This is a genomic window from Pseudoalteromonas sp. GutCa3, assembly GCF_002836155.1.
In the GTDB taxonomy this organism is placed as follows: Bacteria; Pseudomonadota; Gammaproteobacteria; order Enterobacterales; family Alteromonadaceae; genus Pseudoalteromonas; species Pseudoalteromonas arctica.
Genome location: NZ_PJBK01000102.1, coordinates 1 through 20,010, shown reverse-complemented (window position 1 = coordinate 20,010; position 20,010 = coordinate 1). Strand labels below are relative to the sequence as shown.

The window sequence follows — 20,010 nt, the reverse complement described above, 5'->3', positions numbered from 1 at the left end:
ATATCACTCACTTACACTCATTGTATTAATTGGGGTGTAAGTGTTTTGCGCTCCATATTTTAAGTGGAGATTAAAATGGGTCATGAATTTTGGAGTGAGTGGTACTCAGGTTGGGGTTGGTTTTTATGGTTTGGTATGTGGTTATTGCTCATATCGAGTTTAAGCCATTGGGGTTATAGCTACCGAACCCATAGACGCTATGGGTTAGAGTCTAATAAAACAGCAATTGATATTCTTAATGAAAGATACGCCAGCGGCGATATTGACAAAAAAGAATTCGAGCAAAAAAAACAGGACATAACTACCACTGCGTAGTTAGTGCGCTGGCTAATCCTCGCCATGCTCTTATATAGAGCATGGCTTAAGCATTTTTGGATGCGACAAGATGGAAACCCTGCATATGATTCTTCCTTCATTAACATCAAAAGAATTAGAGTTAATTGACGCATATTGGCGTGCCACGAATTACCTGTCGGTAGGTCAAATTTATTTATGCGATAACCCACTTTTAGAGCGCCCACTGATACTAAGTGATATTAAAAATATGTTGCTTGGGCACTGGGGAACAACACCCGGGCAAAATTTTATTTATGCGCATTTAAATCGTGTTATTAAAATACACGATCTAAATATGATTTATGTATCTGGCCCAGGGCATGGCGGGCAAGCTATGGTTGCTAATACCTATCTTGAGGGCACCTACAGTGAAATTTACCCTGATATAAGCCAAGATAAAGCAGGTATGCAAAAACTGTTTTTACAGTTTTCGTTTCCCGGTGGCATTCCTAGTCATGTATCGCCCGAGTGTCCGGGCTCGATTCATGAAGGTGGCGAGCTGGGCTATTCTTTGAGTCATTCGTTTGGAGCTGTATTTGATAATCCAGACTTAATAGTTGCTTGTGTGGTGGGTGATGGTGAGGCAGAAACAGGGCCTATTGCAACTGCATGGCATTCTAATAAGTTTCTTAATCCTATCAGTGACGGTGCTGTTCTCCCTATATTGCATTTGAATGGGTATAAAATTGCGAATCCTACCGTTTTAGCGCGTATTACCCATGAAGAATTAGAGCAATTAATGTTTGGTTATGGCTGGAGCCCTATTTTTGTTGAAGGACATGAGCCTGAGCTAATGCATCAGGCTATGGCTAAAGCACTTGATGTCGCAATACATCAAATAAAAAAAATAAAAAAAGATGCTCTCGATAATAACGATCCAACTCGTCCACGTTGGCCAATGATTATCCTCATTTCACCTAAAGGGTGGACGGGTCCAAAGCTCGTAGATGGTTTTCAGATAGAGGGAACATCGCGTGCGCATCAGGTTCCTATTTCTAGCCCATCAGCTCATCCAGATCATTTGCAATTATTAGAAAGCTGGCTGCGTAGCTATCATCCAGAAACACTTTTCGATTCACAAGGGCGTTTATTACCAGAGCTTGCTGAATTGGCCCCAACGGGGAATCGCCGTATGGGAGCAAATCCTCATGCGAATGGTGGGTTGCTGCTAGAAGATTTACATATGCCTGATTTTCGCGATTATGCATGCGAAGTAATCTCTCCCGGTATACGCGGAATTGGTGATACCAGAGTTTTAGGTCCATTTTTGAGAGATATAGTTGAGCTTAATGACGAGCAACGTAATTTTAGAGTATTTGGACCCGACGAAACAGTATCCAATGGTTTAGGTGCACTGTTAGAGGTAACCGATAGACAGTGGAATGCAGCAACCCATAGCAACGATGAGCAGCTTTCGCCTAGTGGCAGAGTAATGGAAATGCTGAGTGAACATCAATGCGAAGGTTGGCTTGAAGGATATTTATTAACCGGCCGCCATGGTTTGTTTAATAGTTATGAAGCGTTTATTCATATTATTGACTCGATGTTTAATCAACATGCTAAATGGTTAAAAGTGGCGGCAGGTTTACCATGGCGTAAAAAAATAGCTTCACTTAATTATTTACTGGCATCGCATGTATGGCGACAAGATCACAACGGTTTTACCCATCAAGATCCGGGTTTTATCGATCATGTTATTAATAAAAAAGCTGAAATTGTGCGCGTTTATTTACCGCCTGATGCTAACTGCTTGCTGTCGGTAATGGATCATTGTTTGCGAAGTCGTCATTACGTTAATGTAGTTATTGCAGGCAAACATCCTGCTCCGCAATGGTTAGATATGGTGGCAGCTGTTAAACATTGCGAGGCAGGGATTGGCATTTGGCAATGGGCGGGTAATAGCGTAGATGCAACACCTGATGTGGTGATGGCTTGTTGTGGTGATGTGCCAACATTGGAAACGATGGCTGCCGTTATGATTTTACACGAGCATTTTAGTAATCTTAGAATCCGGGTCGTTAACGTGGTTGATTTGATGCGTTTACAGCCTAATACCGAACATCCTCACGGGTTAATCGCAGAGGATTTTGACACTCTGTTTACTATTAATAAGCCGGTTATTTTTGCATTTCATGGCTACCCAACGCTTATTCATAGGCTTACGTACAAGCGTAATAATCATCATAATATTCATGTTCGCGGGTATAAAGAAGAAGGCACTATTACAACTGCTTTTGATATGACGGTATTAAACGAGATTGATCGTTTTCATTTAGTGTTAGACACACTGGAACGCCTGCCAAACTTGGGTACAAAAAGAGACGCACTAAAAAAACAGCTTGAAGAAAAGCTTGTTGAGCATAAAAAATATATTAATAAGCATGGGCAAGATCTCCCTGAAATTCGTAATTGGCAGTGGCAGGCGCATCAATGAATTTTGTAGCTCAATCCACGATTAGTAAATTTGAAAATCTCGGTACAATTACCGCTATACGCGGCAGCGTAATTGACGTGCGTTTTGACAAGAAGCTACCTGCGATTAATTCAATGCTTAGTGCTGGCGCAAATAAACAGTGTATTTTTGAAGTGCTAGAGCAGCGCAATGAGCATCATGTAAGAGCAATTGCGCTCACGCCTACACAAGGACTTGCGCGTGGCATGGAAGTTGTTGACAGTGGCGGACCGTTACTTACCCCTGTTGGTAAAGGAACCTTATCGAGAATGTTTGATGTGTTTGGTAACACGCTTGATGGCGGTGGTGAGCTTAAAGATGTTCAGTGGCGCTCTGTACATAATAAGCCAGTGCCATTAACCGAACGGTCAACCCAATCAGAGATTTTTGAAACCGGTATAAAAGTAATTGATCTGCTGGTGCCGTTAGAACGTGGTGGCAAAGCGGGATTGTTTGGCGGTGCAGGTGTTGGCAAAACAGTGTTATTGACTGAAATGATTCACAATATGGTGGGCAAGCACAAAGGTGTTAGCCTATTTTGTGGCATAGGTGAGCGTTGCCGTGAAGGCGAAGAGCTTTATCGCGAAATGAAAGACGCGGGCGTTTTGCCAAACATGGCGATGATTTTTGGGCAAATGAACGAGCCACCAGGGAGTCGTTTTAGGGTGGGGCATGCAGCTTTAACTATGGCTGAGTATTTTCGTGATGATGAGCAGCGAGATGTGCTGTTGCTAATCGACAATATATTTCGTTTTATTCAGGCAGGCTCTGAGGTATCGGGCTTAATGGGGCAAATGCCTTCAAGGCTTGGTTATCAGCCTACTATGGGCACAGAGCTTGCCGGCTTAGAAGAGCGAATTGCCAATACACAAAATGGTGCTATTACTTCTATTCAAGCGGTGTATGTACCTGCCGATGATTTTACCGATCCGGCCGCAGTTCATACATTTTCTCATTTATCGGCTTCTATTGTGCTCTCTCGTAAACGCGCTAGCGAAGGATTATTTCCGGCTATAGATCCCCTGCAATCTAATTCAAAAATGGCGAGCCCCGGGGTTGTGGGAGAGCGCCACTACTTACTTGCACAAAAGGTACGTAGCACCTTAGCGCAATACAATGAACTCAAAGATATTATTGCTATGTTAGGGCTTGAACAGTTATCAGTTGAGGACCGCAACATTGTTGGACGCGCAAGGCGTTTAGAGCGTTTTCTTACTCAGCCATTTTTTACAACAGAGCAATTTACTAGTTATAAAGGCAAACTTGTTAGCCTTGATGATGCGCTAGATGGGTGTGAACGCATTTTAAATGATGAATTTAAAAACGTGCCAGAGAGTGCACTTTATATGATAGGTGCCATAAGTGAGGTCAGAATAAAATCCACAGTAAATAATAATGAGGATACAAGCGGTGACGCAAACTCAGATACACCTTAAATTATTGCTGCCGTATGAGATATTTTTCGACAGGCATGATGTGACTCATGTTGTTGCCGAAACAAGCGAAGGATCGTACGGATTTTTACCCAATCGCCTTGACTGTATTGCGCCTCTAACCCCAGGTATTTTGACATTTAATTGCGAAAAAGACGGTGAGATATTTGTAGCCGTAGATGAGGGCGTATTAATTAAAACAGGAAACACTGTGCTGGTATCGGTGCGAAGTGCCATATTAGGTACTGATCTGGCAACACTTCGCAGCGCTGTAGATAAAGAGTTTTTGGCACTCAATGAACAAGCACAACAAGTAAGAACAGTGATGGCTAAATTAGAAAGTAGCTTTTTAAATCGTTTTCGACTTTAACCACTAAAAGCTATTTATTTATGACAAACAAAAAAGACGACCTAGGTTCAAAAGACTCACAAAGCAGTTCATCAACACTTGCAGAACAAGTAGAAATAAAAGCCCAGCGTAAGCTAAAAGCAAGGCTTAACTCTCATCAAAAAATATGGTTTGGTTTAGGAATGATGGGCCTCATTGGTTGGTCGGTTGCAGTGCCTACCATACTTGGTGCAAGTTTAGGTGTGTATATAGATTCGCATTATGAAAGCGATCATTCATGGACATTGGCTTTATTGGTGGCGGGTTTAGCACTTGGGTGCTTTAACGCGTGGCACTGGATGAGCAAAGAAGACAGCGCGATACATCAAGATCAACACGGTGATAATCAGCAAAAGGATGACGAAGATGCATGAGCTAGTCGGCGTATTAATTATTGTTAGTGTAGGTCTAATGCTTGGTGCCTTATTTTTTGGTGGCCTATGGTGGACGGTGCAAAAAAGTATGGTATCGACTCACCCAGCGCTATGGGTTGTGCTGAGTTTATTTATACGCATGGGAATTACTTTAAGTGGCTTTTATAGTGTGATGACGAGTGACTTATTATCAAGATCTTGGTTGCAATTACCACTGTGTTTATTTAGCTTTTTGATAGCCCGTTTTATTACCACTTATGTTACCCGTACTGCATCAACCTCTCATTTAGCAAAGGTGACACATCATGCACCTGAGTCCTGATACGGTTATTTATTGGCAAAATGGTTTTTTAAAACTCAATGCAACCATCGTTTTCACTTGGGTTTTAATGTTGGTTTTGGTGATTAGTTCGATATTGATAACCCGTAAGCTTTCAACCACGTTAAAGCGTTCTCGTTGGCAAAATTTTTTAGAAATTATAGTAACGGGGATCACACAACAAATTGAAGACGTAGGCTTGAATGACGCTAAAAAATACCTTGGCTTTTTAGGCACACTGTTTTTATTTTTAGTAACCGCGAGCATGTTTACCATTGTTCCGGGTTATGAGCCACCCACGGCATCGTTATCGACTGCAGCAGCACTGGCGCTCACCGTATTTATTGCAGTGCCTTTATTTGGTATCAGTGAACAAGGGCTTGGCAATTACTTAAAATCTTATATGGCTCCTACTTTTATTATGTTGCCATTTAATATTATTAGCGAATTATCACGGACACTTGCTCTGGCTGTGCGGTTATTTGGCAACATGATGAGCGGGGCAATGATCATTGGCATTTTGTTAACCATTACACCCTTTATATTCCCAATCGTAATGACGGCACTGGGTTTGCTTACAGGCTTAGTACAGGCTTATATTTTTACTATTTTAGCCGCCGTTTATATTGCTGCGGCTACGCGCTCAGTAAAACCAGCCAAACAACGAGTTAATTAATCACGTATTTCTACACATCATACTTGGAGAGAACATGGATAGCATGACAATGATAGCAATGGCATCAATCGTTATTTCAGGAATTACAATTAGTTTTGGTTGTTTAGGTCCATCGCTTGGCGAAGGCAAAGCAGTAGCAACGGCATTGAGTGCATTAGCACAGCAACCTGATGCATCAGCAACTATTACGCGTACGCTCTTTGTAGGGCTTGCGATGATTGAATCGACCGCAATATACTGTTTTGTCGTGTCGATGATTCTTATTTTTGCCAATCCGTTTTGGAACTACGCTATTGCACAAGCTGCAGGAAGTTAAACCATGCTAATTGATTGGTTTACAGTTGCAGCCCAAGTGGTTAATTTTTTAATTTTGGTGTGGTTACTAAAACGCTATTTATATAAACCAATTTTGCACGCTATTGATAGGCGAGAAGAGCGTATAGCCGCTGAGTTAGACGATGCTGAAACAAACCAAAATGAAGCACTGGCGGAGCGTGAAAAGTTTTTTCTGAAAAATGAAGAGTTTGAACAACAACGTACACAAAAGATGCAACAAGTAAGCGTGAGTGCTAAGCAAGCAGAGCAAGCACTTATATTAGAGGCGCAAAAAAGAGTCCAAAGCTGGGGCACTAAATATCAACAAAATATAGTAAAAGAGACTGATAATTTAAAGGAGTCTTTAAGTCGAAAAGTTAAGCAAGAGGTATTTGCTATTAGTCGCAAAACCTTAACTGAACTGGCATCAACAACTTTAGAACAACAAATATGTGAGGTGTTTACAGCCCGCTTATATAAGCTTGATGACGACAAAAAAACTACTTTAGCGCAGGCGCTAAATACAAATAGTGAATTTGTACCTGCCTTAATTCAAAGTGCGTTTGAGCTAACTGAACCTCAGCGTTTAGCACTTAAGAATGCTATTAATACTGTGTTTTCAAAAGATATTACCATTAAATTCACCACCGATGAGAGCCTTATCAGCGGGATTGAGTTATGTGTCAATGGACAAAAGCTGGTGTGGAGTATTGACGATTACTTACAATCAATCGAGCAGGAAGTTGATATGCTACTAAAACAAAAAACAGCTCAGCCTACAACTTCTCAACCTGTTGATAAGTGATGAGTAACCTTAGCGAAAACACTCAAAATAAAAACACAAAAATACACAGTTTAACAAACGCGTTTGGTGATGTGTTTAAGCACATTCAGCAAGGGCTAAAAATAGTTAACTCACAATTGAACTTACATGAAGTTGGTATTATTACCAGTGTATCAACGGGTATTGCGAAGGTGTCGGGATTACCTGGCGTTGGCTTTGAGGAACTAATTATATTTCCCGGTAATGTGCTTGGAATTGCGTTTAATATTGATGAAAAAGAAGTTGGTGTTGTGCTTTTAGGTGAATACGCCCACTTACAAGCTGGGGATGAAGTGCGCCGCAGTGGTCGTGTAATGGATGTAGCGGTTGGCAATGCGCTATTAGGGCGAGTGATAAACCCACTTGGCGAGGCACTAGACGGTGGAAGCGTTATACAAACCGAGCAGCGTTTACCAATAGAGCGTCCAGCTGCACCAATTATGGACCGCTCTCCTGTTACTACGCCTTTGCAAACCGGACTTATTGTAATCGATGCGATGATCCCAATAGGGCGAGGACAACGAGAGCTTATTTTAGGTGACAGGCAAACAGGTAAAACAGCTATAGCCATAGACACGATTTTAAATCAGCGAGAACAAAATGTAATTTGTATTTATTGCGCTATTGGTCAGCGGGCATCAACGGTCGCTAAATCAATAGCAATATTACGCGCGCAAAATGCAATGGCTTATACGGTTGTTGTTGCAACAGAGGGTAATGAGCCACCGGGCTTACAGTATATAGCGCCTTACGCTGCAACCAGTATTGCAGAATATTTTATGGAGCAAGGACGTGATGTACTTATTGTATATGACGATTTAACTAAGCACGCAAGAGCTTACCGCGAGTTGTCTTTGTTGTTACGACGACCGCCCGGACGAGAAGCATTTCCAGGGGATATTTTTTATATTCATTCACGATTACTAGAGCGTGCGACCCATTTAAATAAAGAACGTGGCGGTGGTTCCTTGACCGCACTCCCCATTATAGAGACCGAAGCTCAAAATATTTCAGCCTATATTCCAACTAATTTAATTTCGATTACCGACGGACAAATTTATTTATCACCCTCATTATTTGCTCTAGGTGTATTACCAGCCGTTGACGTTGGTAAGTCGGTTTCTCGTGTGGGCGGTAAAGCACAGCGTGCTGCGTTTCGTGCAGTTGCTGGCGATTTAAAGCTTGCATATGCTCAATTTGAAGAGCTAGAAACCTTTGCTCGTTTTGGTGCCCGACTTGATGATGATACACGGCGTATAATTGAACATGGACGGCGTATTCGAGCGAGCTTACATCAATCTGAATCATCACCTATGCCAGTGCCTGAGCAAATTATGCTATTACTCGCACTCAGTAATGGCTTTTTAGATTCGATTGAACTGCTAAAAATAAACGACGCAAAAAATATTCTTAAAAAAGCAGTTGCGCAGTTAGACGATACTTTGTGTGATAGATTTGATACCGCTAAAAGCTTAAGTGATGACGATCGACAAACAATTGTTGAGTTGGCTAATCGCGCACTTGTTGATTTTGAGTCTGAAAAGAAGGCAATAACAACATGAGCAATAGTGCCGCTAATTTACGCCATAAAATAGCCAGTGCAAGTGATTTACAAGGCGTTGTGAAAACGATGAAGGCACTTGCTGCCTCGAGTATTGGGCAATATGAAAAATCGATTAGCTCATTGACCGATTACTACCGGGCAGTTGAGTTAGGATTAAGTGCGAGTTTGCGTGATGACATGTCATTTCAATTTTCACCACAACCCGAAAATATAAATGAAAGCAGAGTGGGTGTGATCATATTCGGCTCAGATCAAGGATTGGTAGGGCAATTTAATGAAAGTATTACCGACTTTGCAATTAAAGCGCTAAGTAACGAGACCCAGCCACCTCTAATTTGGGTAGTAGGCGCACGTGCTGCATCTCGACTTACCGATGCCGGCTTTAATTTAGTAAAAGTATACACAGTGCCAGTGAGTGTTTACGATATAGATACCTTAGTTAGGCAAATTCAAATAGACAGTGAATCAAGCTTAATTCTTAATCCTGGTTGCGGTGTATTGGTGTTTTATAATCAACCTAAACAAGGCGCGCTTTATGAATGTGTGTCTCAGCGATTACTCCCACTTGACGAGCAATGGCGAGATAATTTTAAAAATATTTTATGGCCAACTAAAGCTTTGCCAGAAGTACTCTGCAAGCACTCTACAACAATAAGGGCATTGATCCGCGAGTATATTTTTATTTCTCTTTATCGTGCATGTGCCGAGTCGTTGGTCAGCGAAAATAGCAGCCGTCTTGGCGCAATGCAACGCGCTGAAAAAAATATTGAAGAGCTACTTGATAAGCTTTCGAGTGAGTTTAATACTCTTCGTCAAAGTACCATTGATGAAGAGTTGAGTGATGTACTTGCAGGTTACGAATTACTAAATAAAATAGACTAGAGGCTGTTGATCTTAGAGGTTGAATTTGCAGCTGTATGTACTTTTTTAATCAAAACATCGCCTATACAGTGCGGTTGTTGACTCTTTGTTACTCGATTTTTACTTATTCTTACAAAAATGTTAGCCATTAGAGTAACGCAGGAGCCGTTACCGAGCCCGCTAGGTTACAAATCGCGCACGATTACCCCCCTGTAAATTGAATGAATTTTAATCATGAAATGTCAACAAAACTCACAAGGATAATTTACAAGAAATAAAGCTATAACCTGGTTGTAAGCGATCGTTAATTAATGATTAACTGTTGAAGTTGAGTGTTCAAGAGTGGGTAGTGCTTTTTCTTTGAGGTATTTTATTATTGTTTTGAACTGGTATGACTGAGTGGATTCGAACTGCTGACCCTTGGACCGGGTGATCAAGAGTGGGTAGTGCTTTTCTTTTGGTTTTTTATTACTTTGATTTGGTACGACTGAGTGGATTCGAACCACCGACCCTTGGACCGGGTGATCAAGAGTGGGTAGTGCTTTTTCTTAGGTTTTTTTCATTACTTTTAAGTGGTACGACTGAGTGGATTCGAACTGCTGACCCTTGGACCGGGTGATCAAGAGTGGGTAGTTCTTTTTCTTTGGTTTTTTATTACTTTGAATTGGTACGACTGAGTGGATCCGAACTGCTGACCCTTGGACCGGGTGATTAAGAGTAGGTAGTGCTTTTTCTTTGGTTTTTTTATTACTTTGAATTGGTACGACTGAGTGGATCCGAACTGCTGACCCTTGGACCGGGTATCAAGAGTGGGTAGTGCTTTTACTTAGGTTTTTTTCATTACTTTGAAGTGGTACGACTGAGTGGATTCGAACCACCGACCCCTACCATGTCAAGGTAGTGCTCTAACCAACTGAGCTACAGTCGTACAATTTTTGAATTCTTAAATAAATTTATTCTGTGATATTAGAATAAATTTGGTACGACTGAGTGGATTCGAACTACTGACCTTTGGACCGGGTGATCAAGAGTAGGTAGTGCTTTTTCCTTCAGATGTACTTTTATTTATTTTACTTAAATTTTGGTACGAATGAGTGGATTCGAACTACTGACCTTTGGACCGGGTGGTCAAGAGTAGGTAGCGCTCTTTCCTTCAATTATACGTTTCATTAATGTTGGTACGACTGAGTGGATTCGAACCACCGACCCCTACCATGTCAAGGTAGTGCTCTAACCAACTGAGCTACAGTCGTATTACTTTATTTAAGTAGGTGTTAATTGCTTAACAACGGCGGCTAATATATAGCGTGGCGGTTGGTGAATCAAGCAAGTTTGTTGTTTTTGAGTTTATTTGCCGTTTTTTTATTCATATTGGGCTTATTTCACACGTTTTATAAAATACTTGCCACCAAACCACATGTTTTTTAGCTGAGCTTTTTAGTAAGTTCAGTAAGTTACTTGCTGAGCCCGTTTTTACTAAGTTATTAATTTGAGGGCTTGAGATACTTTCGTTAAACCAAAGCTCATTATAAAGCGGTTGTAGTGCCTCTAGATAACCAGTTAACTGCGCTTGATAGGGCTGAATTTCTTTTAGGTAAAACTTTTGAAATACGTTGCTTATGATTTTTGCGTTTTTATTATTTTTATCCTGTGGGCACAGCGTATTAAAGTTTAATGTTTTTACAAACTGCGTGGCGTTGTTATTTAACACTACCTGCTTGCGGACCGATTGAATGAGTGCCTGGTTAAATTGAAATTTATTAAGCTGCTCGAGTGCACTAAAAATAGAATTGCTATTAATTTCACTAAATTCTTTAGCCTTAATTTGTTGCTTAATGAGTACAAGTTGCTTTAGCGCAAGTACGGTATCACTAAAACCAGCAGGTTCAGTAGTAAGCTCGTTTGAAGTGAGTTGCCAAGTACGATTTAGCTCAGGCTCTTTAAATAACATGGTGTTAAAAAAGTGCATTAGGTGTGTTTCTTTGTAGTTTTTGGCTGCGAGTATTTTTGTGTAACTAGGACTATTTTTATCAAGCGTGTTTAAGCAAACCTGTGCACTTTTAATAAAGTTTATTTGATATTTTAATTGCCCAGCAGCGCTGGCGGTTTTTCCTAATTGGTTATTGTGCTCACTTATAAGCACGTTAAGCTTACATTGGCTAATGCCTGCAAGCTCAACAATGCTCAGTGTTAAGTCACTTTGTGCTATTGGGGTAGGCTGCAGTAAGGGGAGTTGCTTGAGTGGCGCAGGCTGTGTTGGGCTTGTATCAACTGTGCTACTTAAGCGTTCAATATAAGTAACGTTTATACTACTTTGTGGTTTGTTGCAGCCAGTAAGCGTTAAAAAACACATTACCAGCAAAGTAGCTGGTAATGTTTTAAGGCTGAGTTTATTAGTTTTGATTGAGTGCATCAATTTTAAGAAATTCATATTTTAGACGTTTTTTTACCGTTAGCATTAATAAAATAGCAGCGACACTAAGTCCCACTATTATCCCAGTCCAGAAACCGTGTGGCCCCATAGCTGGCACAATTATGTCTGTTCTTGCCAATACGTAACCTAAACAAAAGCCGATTAACCAATACGATATAAACGTAATATACGATATAGGCGTGGTGTATTTTAACCCACGGAGTATGCCATTTGCTGCAACTTGAAGTGCATCAGGTAATTGGTAAATACACGCTAAAATCATAATTGATGAAGCCAATGCCATAACAGCAGGGCTGTCGGTATACAGTTGGCTAATTAAATCACGACCGGCAAACGTAATAAGCGCTAAAAATAACGCCACAGCAATGGCTAAAATATAGCTGGTAGAAACCGCAACTTTTAATTGAGTCATGTTCTTTTGGCCGTATAAGTTACCTATACGAATGCTGATAGCGATTGATAGGCTCAGCGGCATCATAAATAGCAATGTAGTTACACTGGCTGCTATTTGATGCCCCGATATAGCTACTGCACCTAAATGCGCTATAAATAGCGGTATACACGCAAATAAAGTGACTTCAAAAAAGGTGGCGAGTGAAATTGGTATACCTAACTTAGTAATAATACCAATGGTAGTGAAATTAGGTTTTTCGAATGATGAAAGCAGGCCTTTAGCATCTACTTTTTTACTCATTTGGCAGTAAGTGACTTGTGCTATTGCCATAACAGTTAAAACAATTGCAGTGGCAATGCCACAGCCCGCGCCGCCATAAGCAGGAAAACCAAATAAGCCATTTATGAAAATATAATTTACCGGAATATTAACAGCTAAACCTAATAGGCTTATGTAAAACGCGGGCTTGGTCATTCCCATACCTTCGGTAACGTTTCTGTATACCGTAAAAATTAAAAATCCAAATACACCCCATTTCACAAAGTGAATGTAGTCAATGGCAAGGTTTGCAATTGCAGGCGTTGTATCGAGCTTAAAAATAATAGCATCTGCTAAATGGGCAATTCCAAAGCCTGTAAAGCTCAAAATAGCGGTTAAATAAAGCGCTTGTTGAAAATAGTGGCTAATGCCTTTGCGGTCATCACTGCCCGAAAACTGCGCAATAATACCAGTAAGCGCTAATAAAATACCTTGAAGGCCAAGTAATAAAGGGTTCCATATTCCTGTTGCAATAGACAGTGCAGCTAAGTCAGTAGGGCTAACTTGACCTGCCATAATTGTGTCGACGACCGACATTAAAATAAGTGTAACTTGCGCTAAAAAAACAGGTAAAGCGAGGGAAAGTAAACGCTTGGCTTCCCAATTGCAAAAGGTCATAAAAACAGCTAGTTGATAAAATAGGGCGTAATTGTAATCTATTGGGGTTTAAATAAAAATCACAGTAGTGAATGATTTTATGAGTTGATACGTTAAACTAGCACTTTGTAATAATTTAAAGTGATTTTATGTTTACAGGAATAGTGCAAACGCAAGCTACGGTGGTCTCTAAGACTCAAACAGACGGTGTTTTACGCTTAGTTGTATCGGTGAGCGATGAGTACGTTAAGCATTTAGATTTAGGCGCAAGTATTGCTATTAATGGCTGTTGTTTAACAGTTGTGCAAGTTGAGCTAAGTAATCACGATGTGGTAGCGCAAGTGCATTTTGATGTGATTGACGAAACCCTAAAGTTAACTAATTTAGGACTGCTTGAGTTAGGTAGTTTAGTTAATTACGAACGCTCTGTTACGTTTGGTACTGAGCTAGGTGGGCATATAGTGTCTGGGCATATTCATTGTACGTCACAAATTTCTCAAATAGTGAAGCGTGAGAATAACTGTAAAATTCAATTAAGCCTGCCAAAAGAGTGGCAAAAGTATGTGTTATATAAAGGGTTTGTTGCGATAAATGGCGCAAGCTTAACCGTGGGCGAAGTTGATGAACAAGGTTTTTGGTTACACCTAATTCCGGAAACGCTCGCCATTACAAACATTGGTGCAGCGCAAGTGGGTGACAAGTTTAATATTGAAGTTGATCAGCAAACTTACACTATTGTAAATACGGTAGAAAACTACTTACGCCATCAGGCTTAAGTTAAAATATTTGTTCGTCGTCACTGTCTACGTGTAGCTCTAACTTATTGTTAGCATGATCTATATGCATATTTAAATGAATTGGGTTACAGCAGGCAGTGCAATCTTCTATGTAGTCTTGATCGCCCATGCTTGCGTCTAAGTCTAAATGTATGTGGTGTCCGCAGTGTGGGCACGTTATTCGTTGTGATAAAAAATCTTTCATAATCACTCCAGTTATAAATAATTAAGTTAGATTCAACTTAATCGCTTACAGATGAACGCCTACTTACTCATTAAATATAGTGCTGAAATGCAGCTTATGACACTTATTTTATACCTTCAAATACCAGCTTTTCTATATGTTGTTTAGCTTCTGTAAGATAGTGACCGGCAAAGATGTTAGCGTGATTTAAAATAGGGTATAGCTGGTATATTAACTTACGTTTTTCGTAATTTTGAGAAAGCGGGTAGTGCTGGTTATAGGCGCTATAAAAGTCTTTTGGCAGTGGCGCAAATAGTTCGCTCATTGCAATATCCACTTCCCGATCACCATAATAACAAGCGGGGTTAAATACCGTTGGCTCTGCTTTTAAAAAGCCCATATTTCCTCGCCAAAAATCGCCATGCAGTAATGAGGGCTCAACTTGATGACTATGCAGCTGTTCTTTAACGGCATTAATTAAGCGCTCGGGTTCAATAAAGTTAATGCCTTTTTCAGCGAGTAACTGTAATTGCCACCCTATACGTTCTTCGGCGTAAAATACATCCCATTTTTTATGCCAGCGATTAGGTTGTATGGTAGTGGCTATGTAGTTGTCTACATCAAAACCAAACATGGCTTGGTCGTGTTTTTGATGCATTATAGCGAGGCTGCTTCCCATAGTTGCCCACGTGTCGTGAGGTTGTTTATCCAAAACAAGCCACTGTAAAACAATAAACGAAAACTCTATATTTGCACCGGTTGTAATACATTCAGGGACTTTAAAATTACTATTTTGCGCTAAAAGCTTTAAGCCAATAAATTCACTTTCTAAACGCTCGAGTTCGCTTTTTAATGCTATTTTAACGAAGAAGTTATGCGTACCATTGGTAATATGAAATAGTTTGTCGGTATTTGTACTTTGTAATTGGCGTTTATAGGTGTGTTTAAAGTCAAAATTAATGGCTTGGCTGATGTGCTCATTTACTGTTTTCCACATAACAATTGCTCGCCTTTTAAACAGATACTTAAACTATGGCAAAAAGGTATTAATTTAACAATCTAAACGTTGTAAAATTAACGACTATATTGCATAAAAATTACACTTACTGTAATGGAGTAAAAATGAACAAAAGTTTAATAACCAATTTGCTAGCGGGTTTATGTGTTGTTGTAGGTTTTATGTTTAACCAAGCAATTGTGTTATCAGTTGGTTTATTTGCACTTTCTGGCGCGGTAACTAATTTATTAGCGATTCATATGTTGTTCGAAAAAGTCCCTTTTTTATATGGCTCAGGCGTTATAGCGCTTAAGTTTGAAAGCTTTAAAATCGCAATTAGAAACTTAATATTAACGGAGTTTTTTTCAGAGCAAAAAATTAATAATTTACTTAATAAAGCGCAGCCCAATATCGACTTTGAGCCAATAATTAGCAATGTTGATTTAAACCCTGCATTCGACAATTTGTTAGAGGTAATAGAGCAATCTCAGTTTGGTAGCATGCTTGGGATGTTTGGCGGCACAGCAGCAATAGAGCCAATGCGTGAAAAGTTTATTGAAAAAATGCAATTGTCGCTTAGTGAGATTTCTCAAACTGACGACTTTAAAGCATTAGTAACCCAAACGCTTTCACAAGGTAATAGTGCAGAAAGCCTACATAAAACAGTACTTAAATTAGTTGATGAGCGCCTAGATGAGCTTACCCCTAAAATGGTTAAAGAGATTATTCAAACCATGATCCGCGAGCACTTAGGCTGGCTTGTTGTGTGGGGTGGTGTGTTTGGTGGCTTGTTTGGTTTAATAGCGGCCGTGATTTAAATATAACTACTGATACCAATTAAAAAAATAATCATTTTATCGCATTAAATAGCGCACTTACTGCGTTAAAAATTGTTCGTGTACGAGTGCATGGATGCAAGAGATAGAGCAATGCAGGGAGTAATTAGTGATAGCAACTACACGTTATAATTTCGCCTTGTTATTGCGCTACTTTATTAGCGCAATAATAGATTACTAATTTAATGTAATTGGTATGACTTATTTTTTCAGGCTGTTATTATCGCCCCCATAATTTAGTCGTGTTTTTTAGGAGCAACGGTGAGCAAAACGTTAGCCAGTTATTATCAGCAAGCATACGCTTGCGATCAGCAGCATTTTAACCAGTGTTTTTATTGTGGCTGTGAAGCGACAGAGCGCGACCATTGTCCGCCCCTGCATATGCTGCAAAGCATTGTTGATTTAGGTGAAGAAGCTGATTTTATATCTATTGCGGCTTGTTATGAGTGTCATGCACTTTTACATAACGAAAGGCTGATGACGATTGATGAGCGTTTCACTAAAATGAAGAAAAAGCTTGCCACTAAATACGCAAAACCACTGCGTGTTTATAACATGTGGGAAGAAAACGAACTTGGCGACATGAGCGATGAGTTTGCCCATAGTATTCAAGCGGGTATGAAATTAGGAAAAGAAGCCGCTGAGCGTTTAGCGTTTACTGGTTTTAGCTATGCCACAGAAGATGCCAAAGTAGCAGTACGTGAAAAAACAAAAGAGTTTGATGTAGAAGGCATGATATTTACCGACTTTAAAGAGGCGCTAAATTACTGCATTAATGATTTAAACGTACAAAAAAGTGACTTTTATAAAATTTTGGTTGAAGACTACCAAGGGGATTTTAATAAAGCGCTAAGCCAGTATCGTCATCGTCATGACAAAGTAACTGCAGCTAAAGATGGTAATACAATTATTAAAGATTTTTCTAAGCTACATAAGCAAAACTCTGATTTTGTAACGCGTACGGTTAAGCACTTTATTAGTAAAGATCCATCGCTTACAACCGAAGGTGCGCTTGAAAAGTTGTATAACAATTATATAAAGAAATAATTACAGATATTCATCTTAATTAACTGCGTTTTCACCTGTTTTTTTGGCTTTATTCCTTAGCTTTCGCTAAAGTAGCAAAAAAACAGGAGATCCAAACAACATGCAAAAATTTGCACCTTCTTTATTAGCAGTTGGCTTAGCTGCTGCACTTGTAGGTTGCCAAGAAAACGGCCCGCAAGACGATAAAATAACAATCAACAAAAATCCTTATCCAAGCACTTATCAACCCGTTTCTACATCAAGCACACTTATTACAAATGCAACAGTACTTACAGGTACTGGTGAGCGTTTAGATGAGGCTGATGTATTACTTGTTGACGGCAAAGTACAACAAGTTGGTAAAGACTTAACTGCTACTGCTGATATTACAATTGATGCACAAGGCAAATGGGTAACACCGGGTATTATTGACGTACATTCACATTTAGGTGCATACCCAAGCCCTTCGGTTGAGTCGCATCAAGATGGTAACGAAATGACCAGCCCTAACACTGCAGAAGTGTGGGTTGAGCATTCTGTTTGGCCACAAGATCCAGGCTTTAATCGTGCACGCGAAGGCGGCATTACTTCTCTACAAATTTTACCAGGCTCAGCTAACTTATTTGGTGGACGCGGCGTTACGCTTAAAAACGTCCCTGCACACACTATGCAAGGTATGAAATTTCCAGAGGCGCCGTATGGTTTAAAAATGGCGTGTGGTGAAAACCCTAAACGTGTTTATGGTCGTCAAGGTGTATTGCCTTCAACTCGTATGGGTAATATGGCTGGTTATCGTATGGCGTGGGCTGAAGCCGCTGAATACAAACGTGCATGGGATAAGTACGATGCCGATTATGAAGCCGGTTTAAACCCAGAAGCACCAGTACGTGATATTAAACACGATACGCTTCGTGGTGTGCTTGAGGGCGAAGTACGTATTCATAATCATTGTTATAAAGCTGAAGAAATGGCAATGATGATTGACCTGTCAAAAGAATTTAATTACGACGCGGGTACATTCCATCACGGTGTAGAAGCGTATAAAATTGCTGACCTACTTGCTGAGAATGGCTCGTGTGCTGCACTTTGGCCAGACTGGTGGGGCTTTAAAATGGAAGCCTACGACATGGTTCAAGAAAACGTAGCCATTGTTGATGCAGTTAAAAATTCATGTGCGGTTGTTCACTCAGATTCAGATACTACTATTCAGCGCTTAAACCAAGAAGCTGGCAAGGTTATGTACCGTGCTAACGAAAATGGTTTTGATATTTCTGAGCAACACGCTATTAAATGGATCACGGCTAACGCTGCTAAGTCGTTAGGTATTGATGACAAAACAGGTTCACTAGAAGCGGGTAAGCAGGGCGATGTTGTTATTTGGAATCAAAGCCCATTTAGTGTTTATGCTAAAGCTGAACAAGTGTTTGTTGATGGTGCAAAAGTTTACGATAGAAACGACAGCGCGTATCAAGCAACAAGTGATTTTATGTTAGGTCAACAATAAGGAGCACCCAGAATGAAAAATTTATCACGTTCGTTTTCGCTTTCTCTGGTTGCTGCAGGATTATTAGCATCTGGTGCTGTAAGCGCACAATCGCTAGCAATTATTAATGCAACATTGCATACGTCATCTGATCAAGGTGTATTAGAAGCGGCAAGCATTGTAATGACAGATGGTAAAATCACAGCGATTAACCCAACTGAAATTAAAGTAGATCAAATTATTGATGCAAAGGGCCAAATTGTAACCCCTGGCTTTATTGCAAGTGTAAATCAACTTGGTTTAGTTGAAGTAAGTGCAGTTGCAGGCTCTCGCGATGCAGGCGAGGAAAAAGCCGGTATTGATTTTGACGTAAGTCTTGCTTACAACGCACATTCAAGCTTAATCCCTTACGCTCGTAAAGGCGGTGTAACACGCGATGTAATTACCCCTCATGGTGGTGATAGCATTTTTTCAGGCCTTGCGAGTGTTGTTGATTTAAGTGGTAGTTTTGACAGCGACATGCAAAAACAAGCGGCTTTAATTGTTTATTTAGGTGAGCGCAGTAAAGGCTCTCGTGCTTTTACTTTGCAAACACTTATTAATAAACTTGATGAGCACAAAACGAAAGCCGGTAAAAAAGCTAAAAAAGATGACGACAAGCCAAGTACTGAAGACAAAGTAATGGTGAAAGTCCTTAGTGGCGAAATGCCATTAGTGGTTGGTGTATCACGTGCGGCAGATATTATTGAGCTTATTAAAGTAAAAGAGCAATTTGGTATTAACTTAGTACTTAACGGCGCACAAGACGCTGTTGTAGTTAAAGAGCGCGTTGCTAAAGCAAATATCCCAGTAATTATTAGTGCAATGGACAGCTTACCAGCAAGTTTTGATTCGCTTCATGCGAGTTTAGATAATGCAGGCGTGCTTGAAAAAGCAGGCGTTAAAGTATTATTAACGGTAGGTGGTGATGCAAGTCACAACATTTACCAGCTGCGTTTTGATGCTGGTAATGCAGTATCGTATGGTATGAGCCAAGAAGGTGCGTTAAAAGCGGTTACATCAAACGTTGCTGATGTATTTGGCATTAATGCAGGTAGTCTTGCAGTAGGTAAAGCTGCTGATTTAGTAATGTGGAGTAATGACCCGTTTGAACTAAGCAGCCACGTGAACAAAATGTTTATTAATGGGGTTGAGGTTTCTACACAATCTCGTCAAGATAAACTGCGTGACCGTTATACGACTGATTCAAAAATGCCACGTGCTTATACCAACCCGCAATAATACTTAATCAATTTGAGGGATTAAATCTGACGGTAACTGCGTTAAAAATTTCTGATATAGAGCAACTAAATAACGAAATTTTTGCCTTGTTATCGACAAGATTTTCTTGCCTCAAAGTTGATCACTTAATTAAGCGAATTGGT

The 20,010-nt window shown here is 40.1% G+C and carries 20 protein-coding genes and 2 tRNA genes; 16 read left to right on the top strand and 6 right to left on the bottom strand.

Translation table 11 applies throughout. The annotated features are described in order from the left end of the window. Positions 1–75: 75 nt before the first annotated feature. From CXF64_RS19345 to CXF64_RS19295, 11 genes are all read left to right on the top strand, one after another. Positions 76–315 (top strand): SHOCT domain-containing protein, encoded by a 240-nt coding sequence (locus tag CXF64_RS19345; RefSeq protein WP_008168384.1) that lies wholly within the window; start codon positions 76–78, stop codon positions 313–315. 70 nt (positions 316–385) lie between these two features. Further along, positions 386–2,770, top strand: a complete 2,385-nt coding sequence (locus tag CXF64_RS19340; RefSeq protein WP_198551151.1) for a phosphoketolase family protein — start codon at positions 386–388, stop codon at positions 2,768–2,770. Continuing rightward, complete coding sequence (atpD, locus tag CXF64_RS19335) at positions 2,767–4,224, top strand: F0F1 ATP synthase subunit beta (protein ID WP_101217819.1); 1,458 nt, start codon at positions 2,767–2,769, stop codon at positions 4,222–4,224. Before CXF64_RS19340 ends, atpD begins: the two co-directional genes overlap by 4 nt. Beyond that, the gene (locus CXF64_RS19330) at positions 4,199–4,591 is read left to right on the top strand and encodes a F0F1 ATP synthase subunit epsilon (RefSeq protein WP_024609583.1); all 393 of its coding nucleotides are present in this window, start codon (positions 4,199–4,201) and stop codon (positions 4,589–4,591) included. The genes atpD and CXF64_RS19330 overlap by 26 nt, the downstream gene beginning before the upstream one ends. 20 nt (positions 4,592–4,611) lie before the next feature. Further along, positions 4,612–4,983: an AtpZ/AtpI family protein gene (locus CXF64_RS19325; protein ID WP_024609582.1), complete on the top strand. Its 372-nt coding sequence runs from the start codon at positions 4,612–4,614 to the stop codon at positions 4,981–4,983. Continuing rightward, on the top strand, positions 4,976–5,305 hold the full coding sequence (locus CXF64_RS19320; protein ID WP_010552604.1) for an ATP synthase subunit I: 330 nt from the start codon (positions 4,976–4,978) through the stop codon (positions 5,303–5,305). Before CXF64_RS19325 ends, CXF64_RS19320 begins: the two co-directional genes overlap by 8 nt. Further along, positions 5,289–5,978, top strand: a complete 690-nt coding sequence (locus CXF64_RS19315) for a F0F1 ATP synthase subunit A (RefSeq protein ID WP_101217818.1) — start codon at positions 5,289–5,291, stop codon at positions 5,976–5,978. The genes CXF64_RS19320 and CXF64_RS19315 overlap by 17 nt, the downstream gene beginning before the upstream one ends. A 34-nt stretch (positions 5,979–6,012) precedes the next feature. Then, entirely contained in the window at positions 6,013–6,294 is a 282-nt protein-coding gene (locus tag CXF64_RS19310) for a F0F1 ATP synthase subunit C (protein ID WP_010552606.1), read from the top strand. Positions 6,295–6,297: 3 nt separating this feature from the next. Next, positions 6,298–7,098: a F0F1 ATP synthase subunit delta gene (locus tag CXF64_RS19305; protein ID WP_101217817.1), complete on the top strand. Its 801-nt coding sequence runs from the start codon at positions 6,298–6,300 to the stop codon at positions 7,096–7,098. Then, positions 7,098–8,678 (top strand): alternate F1F0 ATPase, F1 subunit alpha, encoded by a 1,581-nt coding sequence (locus CXF64_RS19300; protein ID WP_101217816.1) that lies wholly within the window; start codon positions 7,098–7,100, stop codon positions 8,676–8,678. The genes CXF64_RS19305 and CXF64_RS19300 overlap by 1 nt, the downstream gene beginning before the upstream one ends. Next, entirely contained in the window at positions 8,675–9,562 is an 888-nt protein-coding gene (locus CXF64_RS19295) for a F0F1 ATP synthase subunit gamma (protein WP_101217815.1), read from the top strand. Before CXF64_RS19300 ends, CXF64_RS19295 begins: the two co-directional genes overlap by 4 nt. 830 nt (positions 9,563–10,392) lie before the next feature. Here the strand turns inward: CXF64_RS19295 and CXF64_RS19290 are convergent. From CXF64_RS19290 to CXF64_RS19275, 4 genes are all read right to left on the bottom strand, one after another. Next, positions 10,393–10,469, bottom strand: a tRNA-Val gene (locus CXF64_RS19290). A gap of 248 nt (positions 10,470–10,717) precedes the next feature. Then, positions 10,718–10,794, bottom strand: a tRNA-Val gene (locus CXF64_RS19285). Positions 10,795–10,907: 113 nt separating this feature from the next. Further along, a complete protein-coding gene (locus CXF64_RS19280; RefSeq protein WP_101217814.1) occupies positions 10,908–11,954 on the bottom strand; it encodes a DUF3080 family protein in 1,047 nt (348 codons plus the stop codon). Beyond that, positions 11,935–13,305 carry an MATE family efflux transporter gene (locus tag CXF64_RS19275; protein WP_007585131.1) on the bottom strand — a complete coding sequence of 457 codons (1,371 nt, stop codon included), beginning with the start codon at positions 13,303–13,305 and terminating at the stop codon, positions 11,935–11,937. Before CXF64_RS19275 ends, CXF64_RS19280 begins: the two co-directional genes overlap by 20 nt. A gap of 128 nt (positions 13,306–13,433) precedes the next feature. Between CXF64_RS19275 and CXF64_RS19270 the strand changes: the two genes are divergently transcribed. Then, positions 13,434–14,060, top strand: coding sequence for a riboflavin synthase subunit alpha (locus CXF64_RS19270; RefSeq protein WP_101217813.1), 627 nt, complete (start codon positions 13,434–13,436; stop codon positions 14,058–14,060). Position 14,061: 1 nt separating this feature from the next. On the opposite strand, the gene CXF64_RS19265 is transcribed toward CXF64_RS19270, so the two are convergent. Both CXF64_RS19265 and CXF64_RS19260 read right to left on the bottom strand, forming a co-directional pair. Further along, a complete protein-coding gene (locus CXF64_RS19265; protein ID WP_008166246.1) occupies positions 14,062–14,265 on the bottom strand; it encodes a CPXCG motif-containing cysteine-rich protein in 204 nt (67 codons plus the stop codon). 103 nt (positions 14,266–14,368) lie between these two features. Beyond that, positions 14,369–15,241, bottom strand: a complete 873-nt coding sequence (locus CXF64_RS19260; RefSeq protein WP_101217812.1) for a fructosamine kinase family protein — start codon at positions 15,239–15,241, stop codon at positions 14,369–14,371. Between the two features lie 125 nt (positions 15,242–15,366). On the opposite strand from CXF64_RS19260, the gene CXF64_RS19255 reads away from it, so the two are divergent. From CXF64_RS19255 to CXF64_RS19240, 4 genes are all read left to right on the top strand, one after another. Beyond that, the gene (locus CXF64_RS19255; RefSeq protein WP_101217811.1) at positions 15,367–16,059 is read left to right on the top strand and encodes a DUF445 domain-containing protein; all 693 of its coding nucleotides are present in this window, start codon (positions 15,367–15,369) and stop codon (positions 16,057–16,059) included. Positions 16,060–16,338: 279 nt separating this feature from the next. Further along, positions 16,339–17,124 carry a hypothetical protein gene (locus tag CXF64_RS19250; RefSeq protein ID WP_024590332.1) on the top strand — a complete coding sequence of 262 codons (786 nt, stop codon included), beginning with the start codon at positions 16,339–16,341 and terminating at the stop codon, positions 17,122–17,124. A 100-nt stretch (positions 17,125–17,224) separates the two neighbouring features. Beyond that, positions 17,225–18,607 (top strand): amidohydrolase, encoded by a 1,383-nt coding sequence (locus CXF64_RS19245; RefSeq protein ID WP_007585115.1) that lies wholly within the window; start codon positions 17,225–17,227, stop codon positions 18,605–18,607. A gap of 12 nt (positions 18,608–18,619) precedes the next feature. Next, positions 18,620–19,867 (top strand): amidohydrolase family protein, encoded by a 1,248-nt coding sequence (locus CXF64_RS19240; RefSeq protein WP_101217810.1) that lies wholly within the window; start codon positions 18,620–18,622, stop codon positions 19,865–19,867. The last annotated feature ends 143 nt before the right edge of the window (positions 19,868–20,010 follow it).

Coding starts and splice junctions, on each gene's coding strand:
- CXF64_RS19320 (WP_010552604.1), top strand. CDS start 4,976: ATGCATGAGCTAGTCGGCGTATTAATTATTGTTAGTGTAGGTCTAATG.
- CXF64_RS19240 (WP_101217810.1), top strand. CDS start 18,620: ATGAAAAATTTATCACGTTCGTTTTCGCTTTCTCTGGTTGCTGCAGGA.
- CXF64_RS19270 (WP_101217813.1), top strand. CDS start 13,434: ATGTTTACAGGAATAGTGCAAACGCAAGCTACGGTGGTCTCTAAGACT.
- CXF64_RS19310 (WP_010552606.1), top strand. CDS start 6,013: ATGGATAGCATGACAATGATAGCAATGGCATCAATCGTTATTTCAGGA.
- CXF64_RS19255 (WP_101217811.1), top strand. CDS start 15,367: ATGAACAAAAGTTTAATAACCAATTTGCTAGCGGGTTTATGTGTTGTT.
- CXF64_RS19245 (WP_007585115.1), top strand. CDS start 17,225: ATGCAAAAATTTGCACCTTCTTTATTAGCAGTTGGCTTAGCTGCTGCA.
- CXF64_RS19340 (WP_198551151.1), top strand. CDS start 386: ATGGAAACCCTGCATATGATTCTTCCTTCATTAACATCAAAAGAATTA.
- CXF64_RS19345 (WP_008168384.1), top strand. CDS start 76: ATGGGTCATGAATTTTGGAGTGAGTGGTACTCAGGTTGGGGTTGGTTT.
- CXF64_RS19275 (WP_007585131.1), bottom strand. CDS start 13,305: ATGACCTTTTGCAATTGGGAAGCCAAGCGTTTACTTTCCCTCGCTTTA.
- CXF64_RS19300 (WP_101217816.1), top strand. CDS start 7,098: ATGAGTAACCTTAGCGAAAACACTCAAAATAAAAACACAAAAATACAC.
- CXF64_RS19295 (WP_101217815.1), top strand. CDS start 8,675: ATGAGCAATAGTGCCGCTAATTTACGCCATAAAATAGCCAGTGCAAGT.
- CXF64_RS19260 (WP_101217812.1), bottom strand. CDS start 15,241: ATGTGGAAAACAGTAAATGAGCACATCAGCCAAGCCATTAATTTTGAC.
- atpD (WP_101217819.1), top strand. CDS start 2,767: ATGAATTTTGTAGCTCAATCCACGATTAGTAAATTTGAAAATCTCGGT.
- CXF64_RS19305 (WP_101217817.1), top strand. CDS start 6,298: ATGCTAATTGATTGGTTTACAGTTGCAGCCCAAGTGGTTAATTTTTTA.
- CXF64_RS19315 (WP_101217818.1), top strand. CDS start 5,289: ATGCACCTGAGTCCTGATACGGTTATTTATTGGCAAAATGGTTTTTTA.
- CXF64_RS19280 (WP_101217814.1), bottom strand. CDS start 11,954: ATGCACTCAATCAAAACTAATAAACTCAGCCTTAAAACATTACCAGCT.
- CXF64_RS19265 (WP_008166246.1), bottom strand. CDS start 14,265: ATGAAAGATTTTTTATCACAACGAATAACGTGCCCACACTGCGGACAC.
- CXF64_RS19325 (WP_024609582.1), top strand. CDS start 4,612: ATGACAAACAAAAAAGACGACCTAGGTTCAAAAGACTCACAAAGCAGT.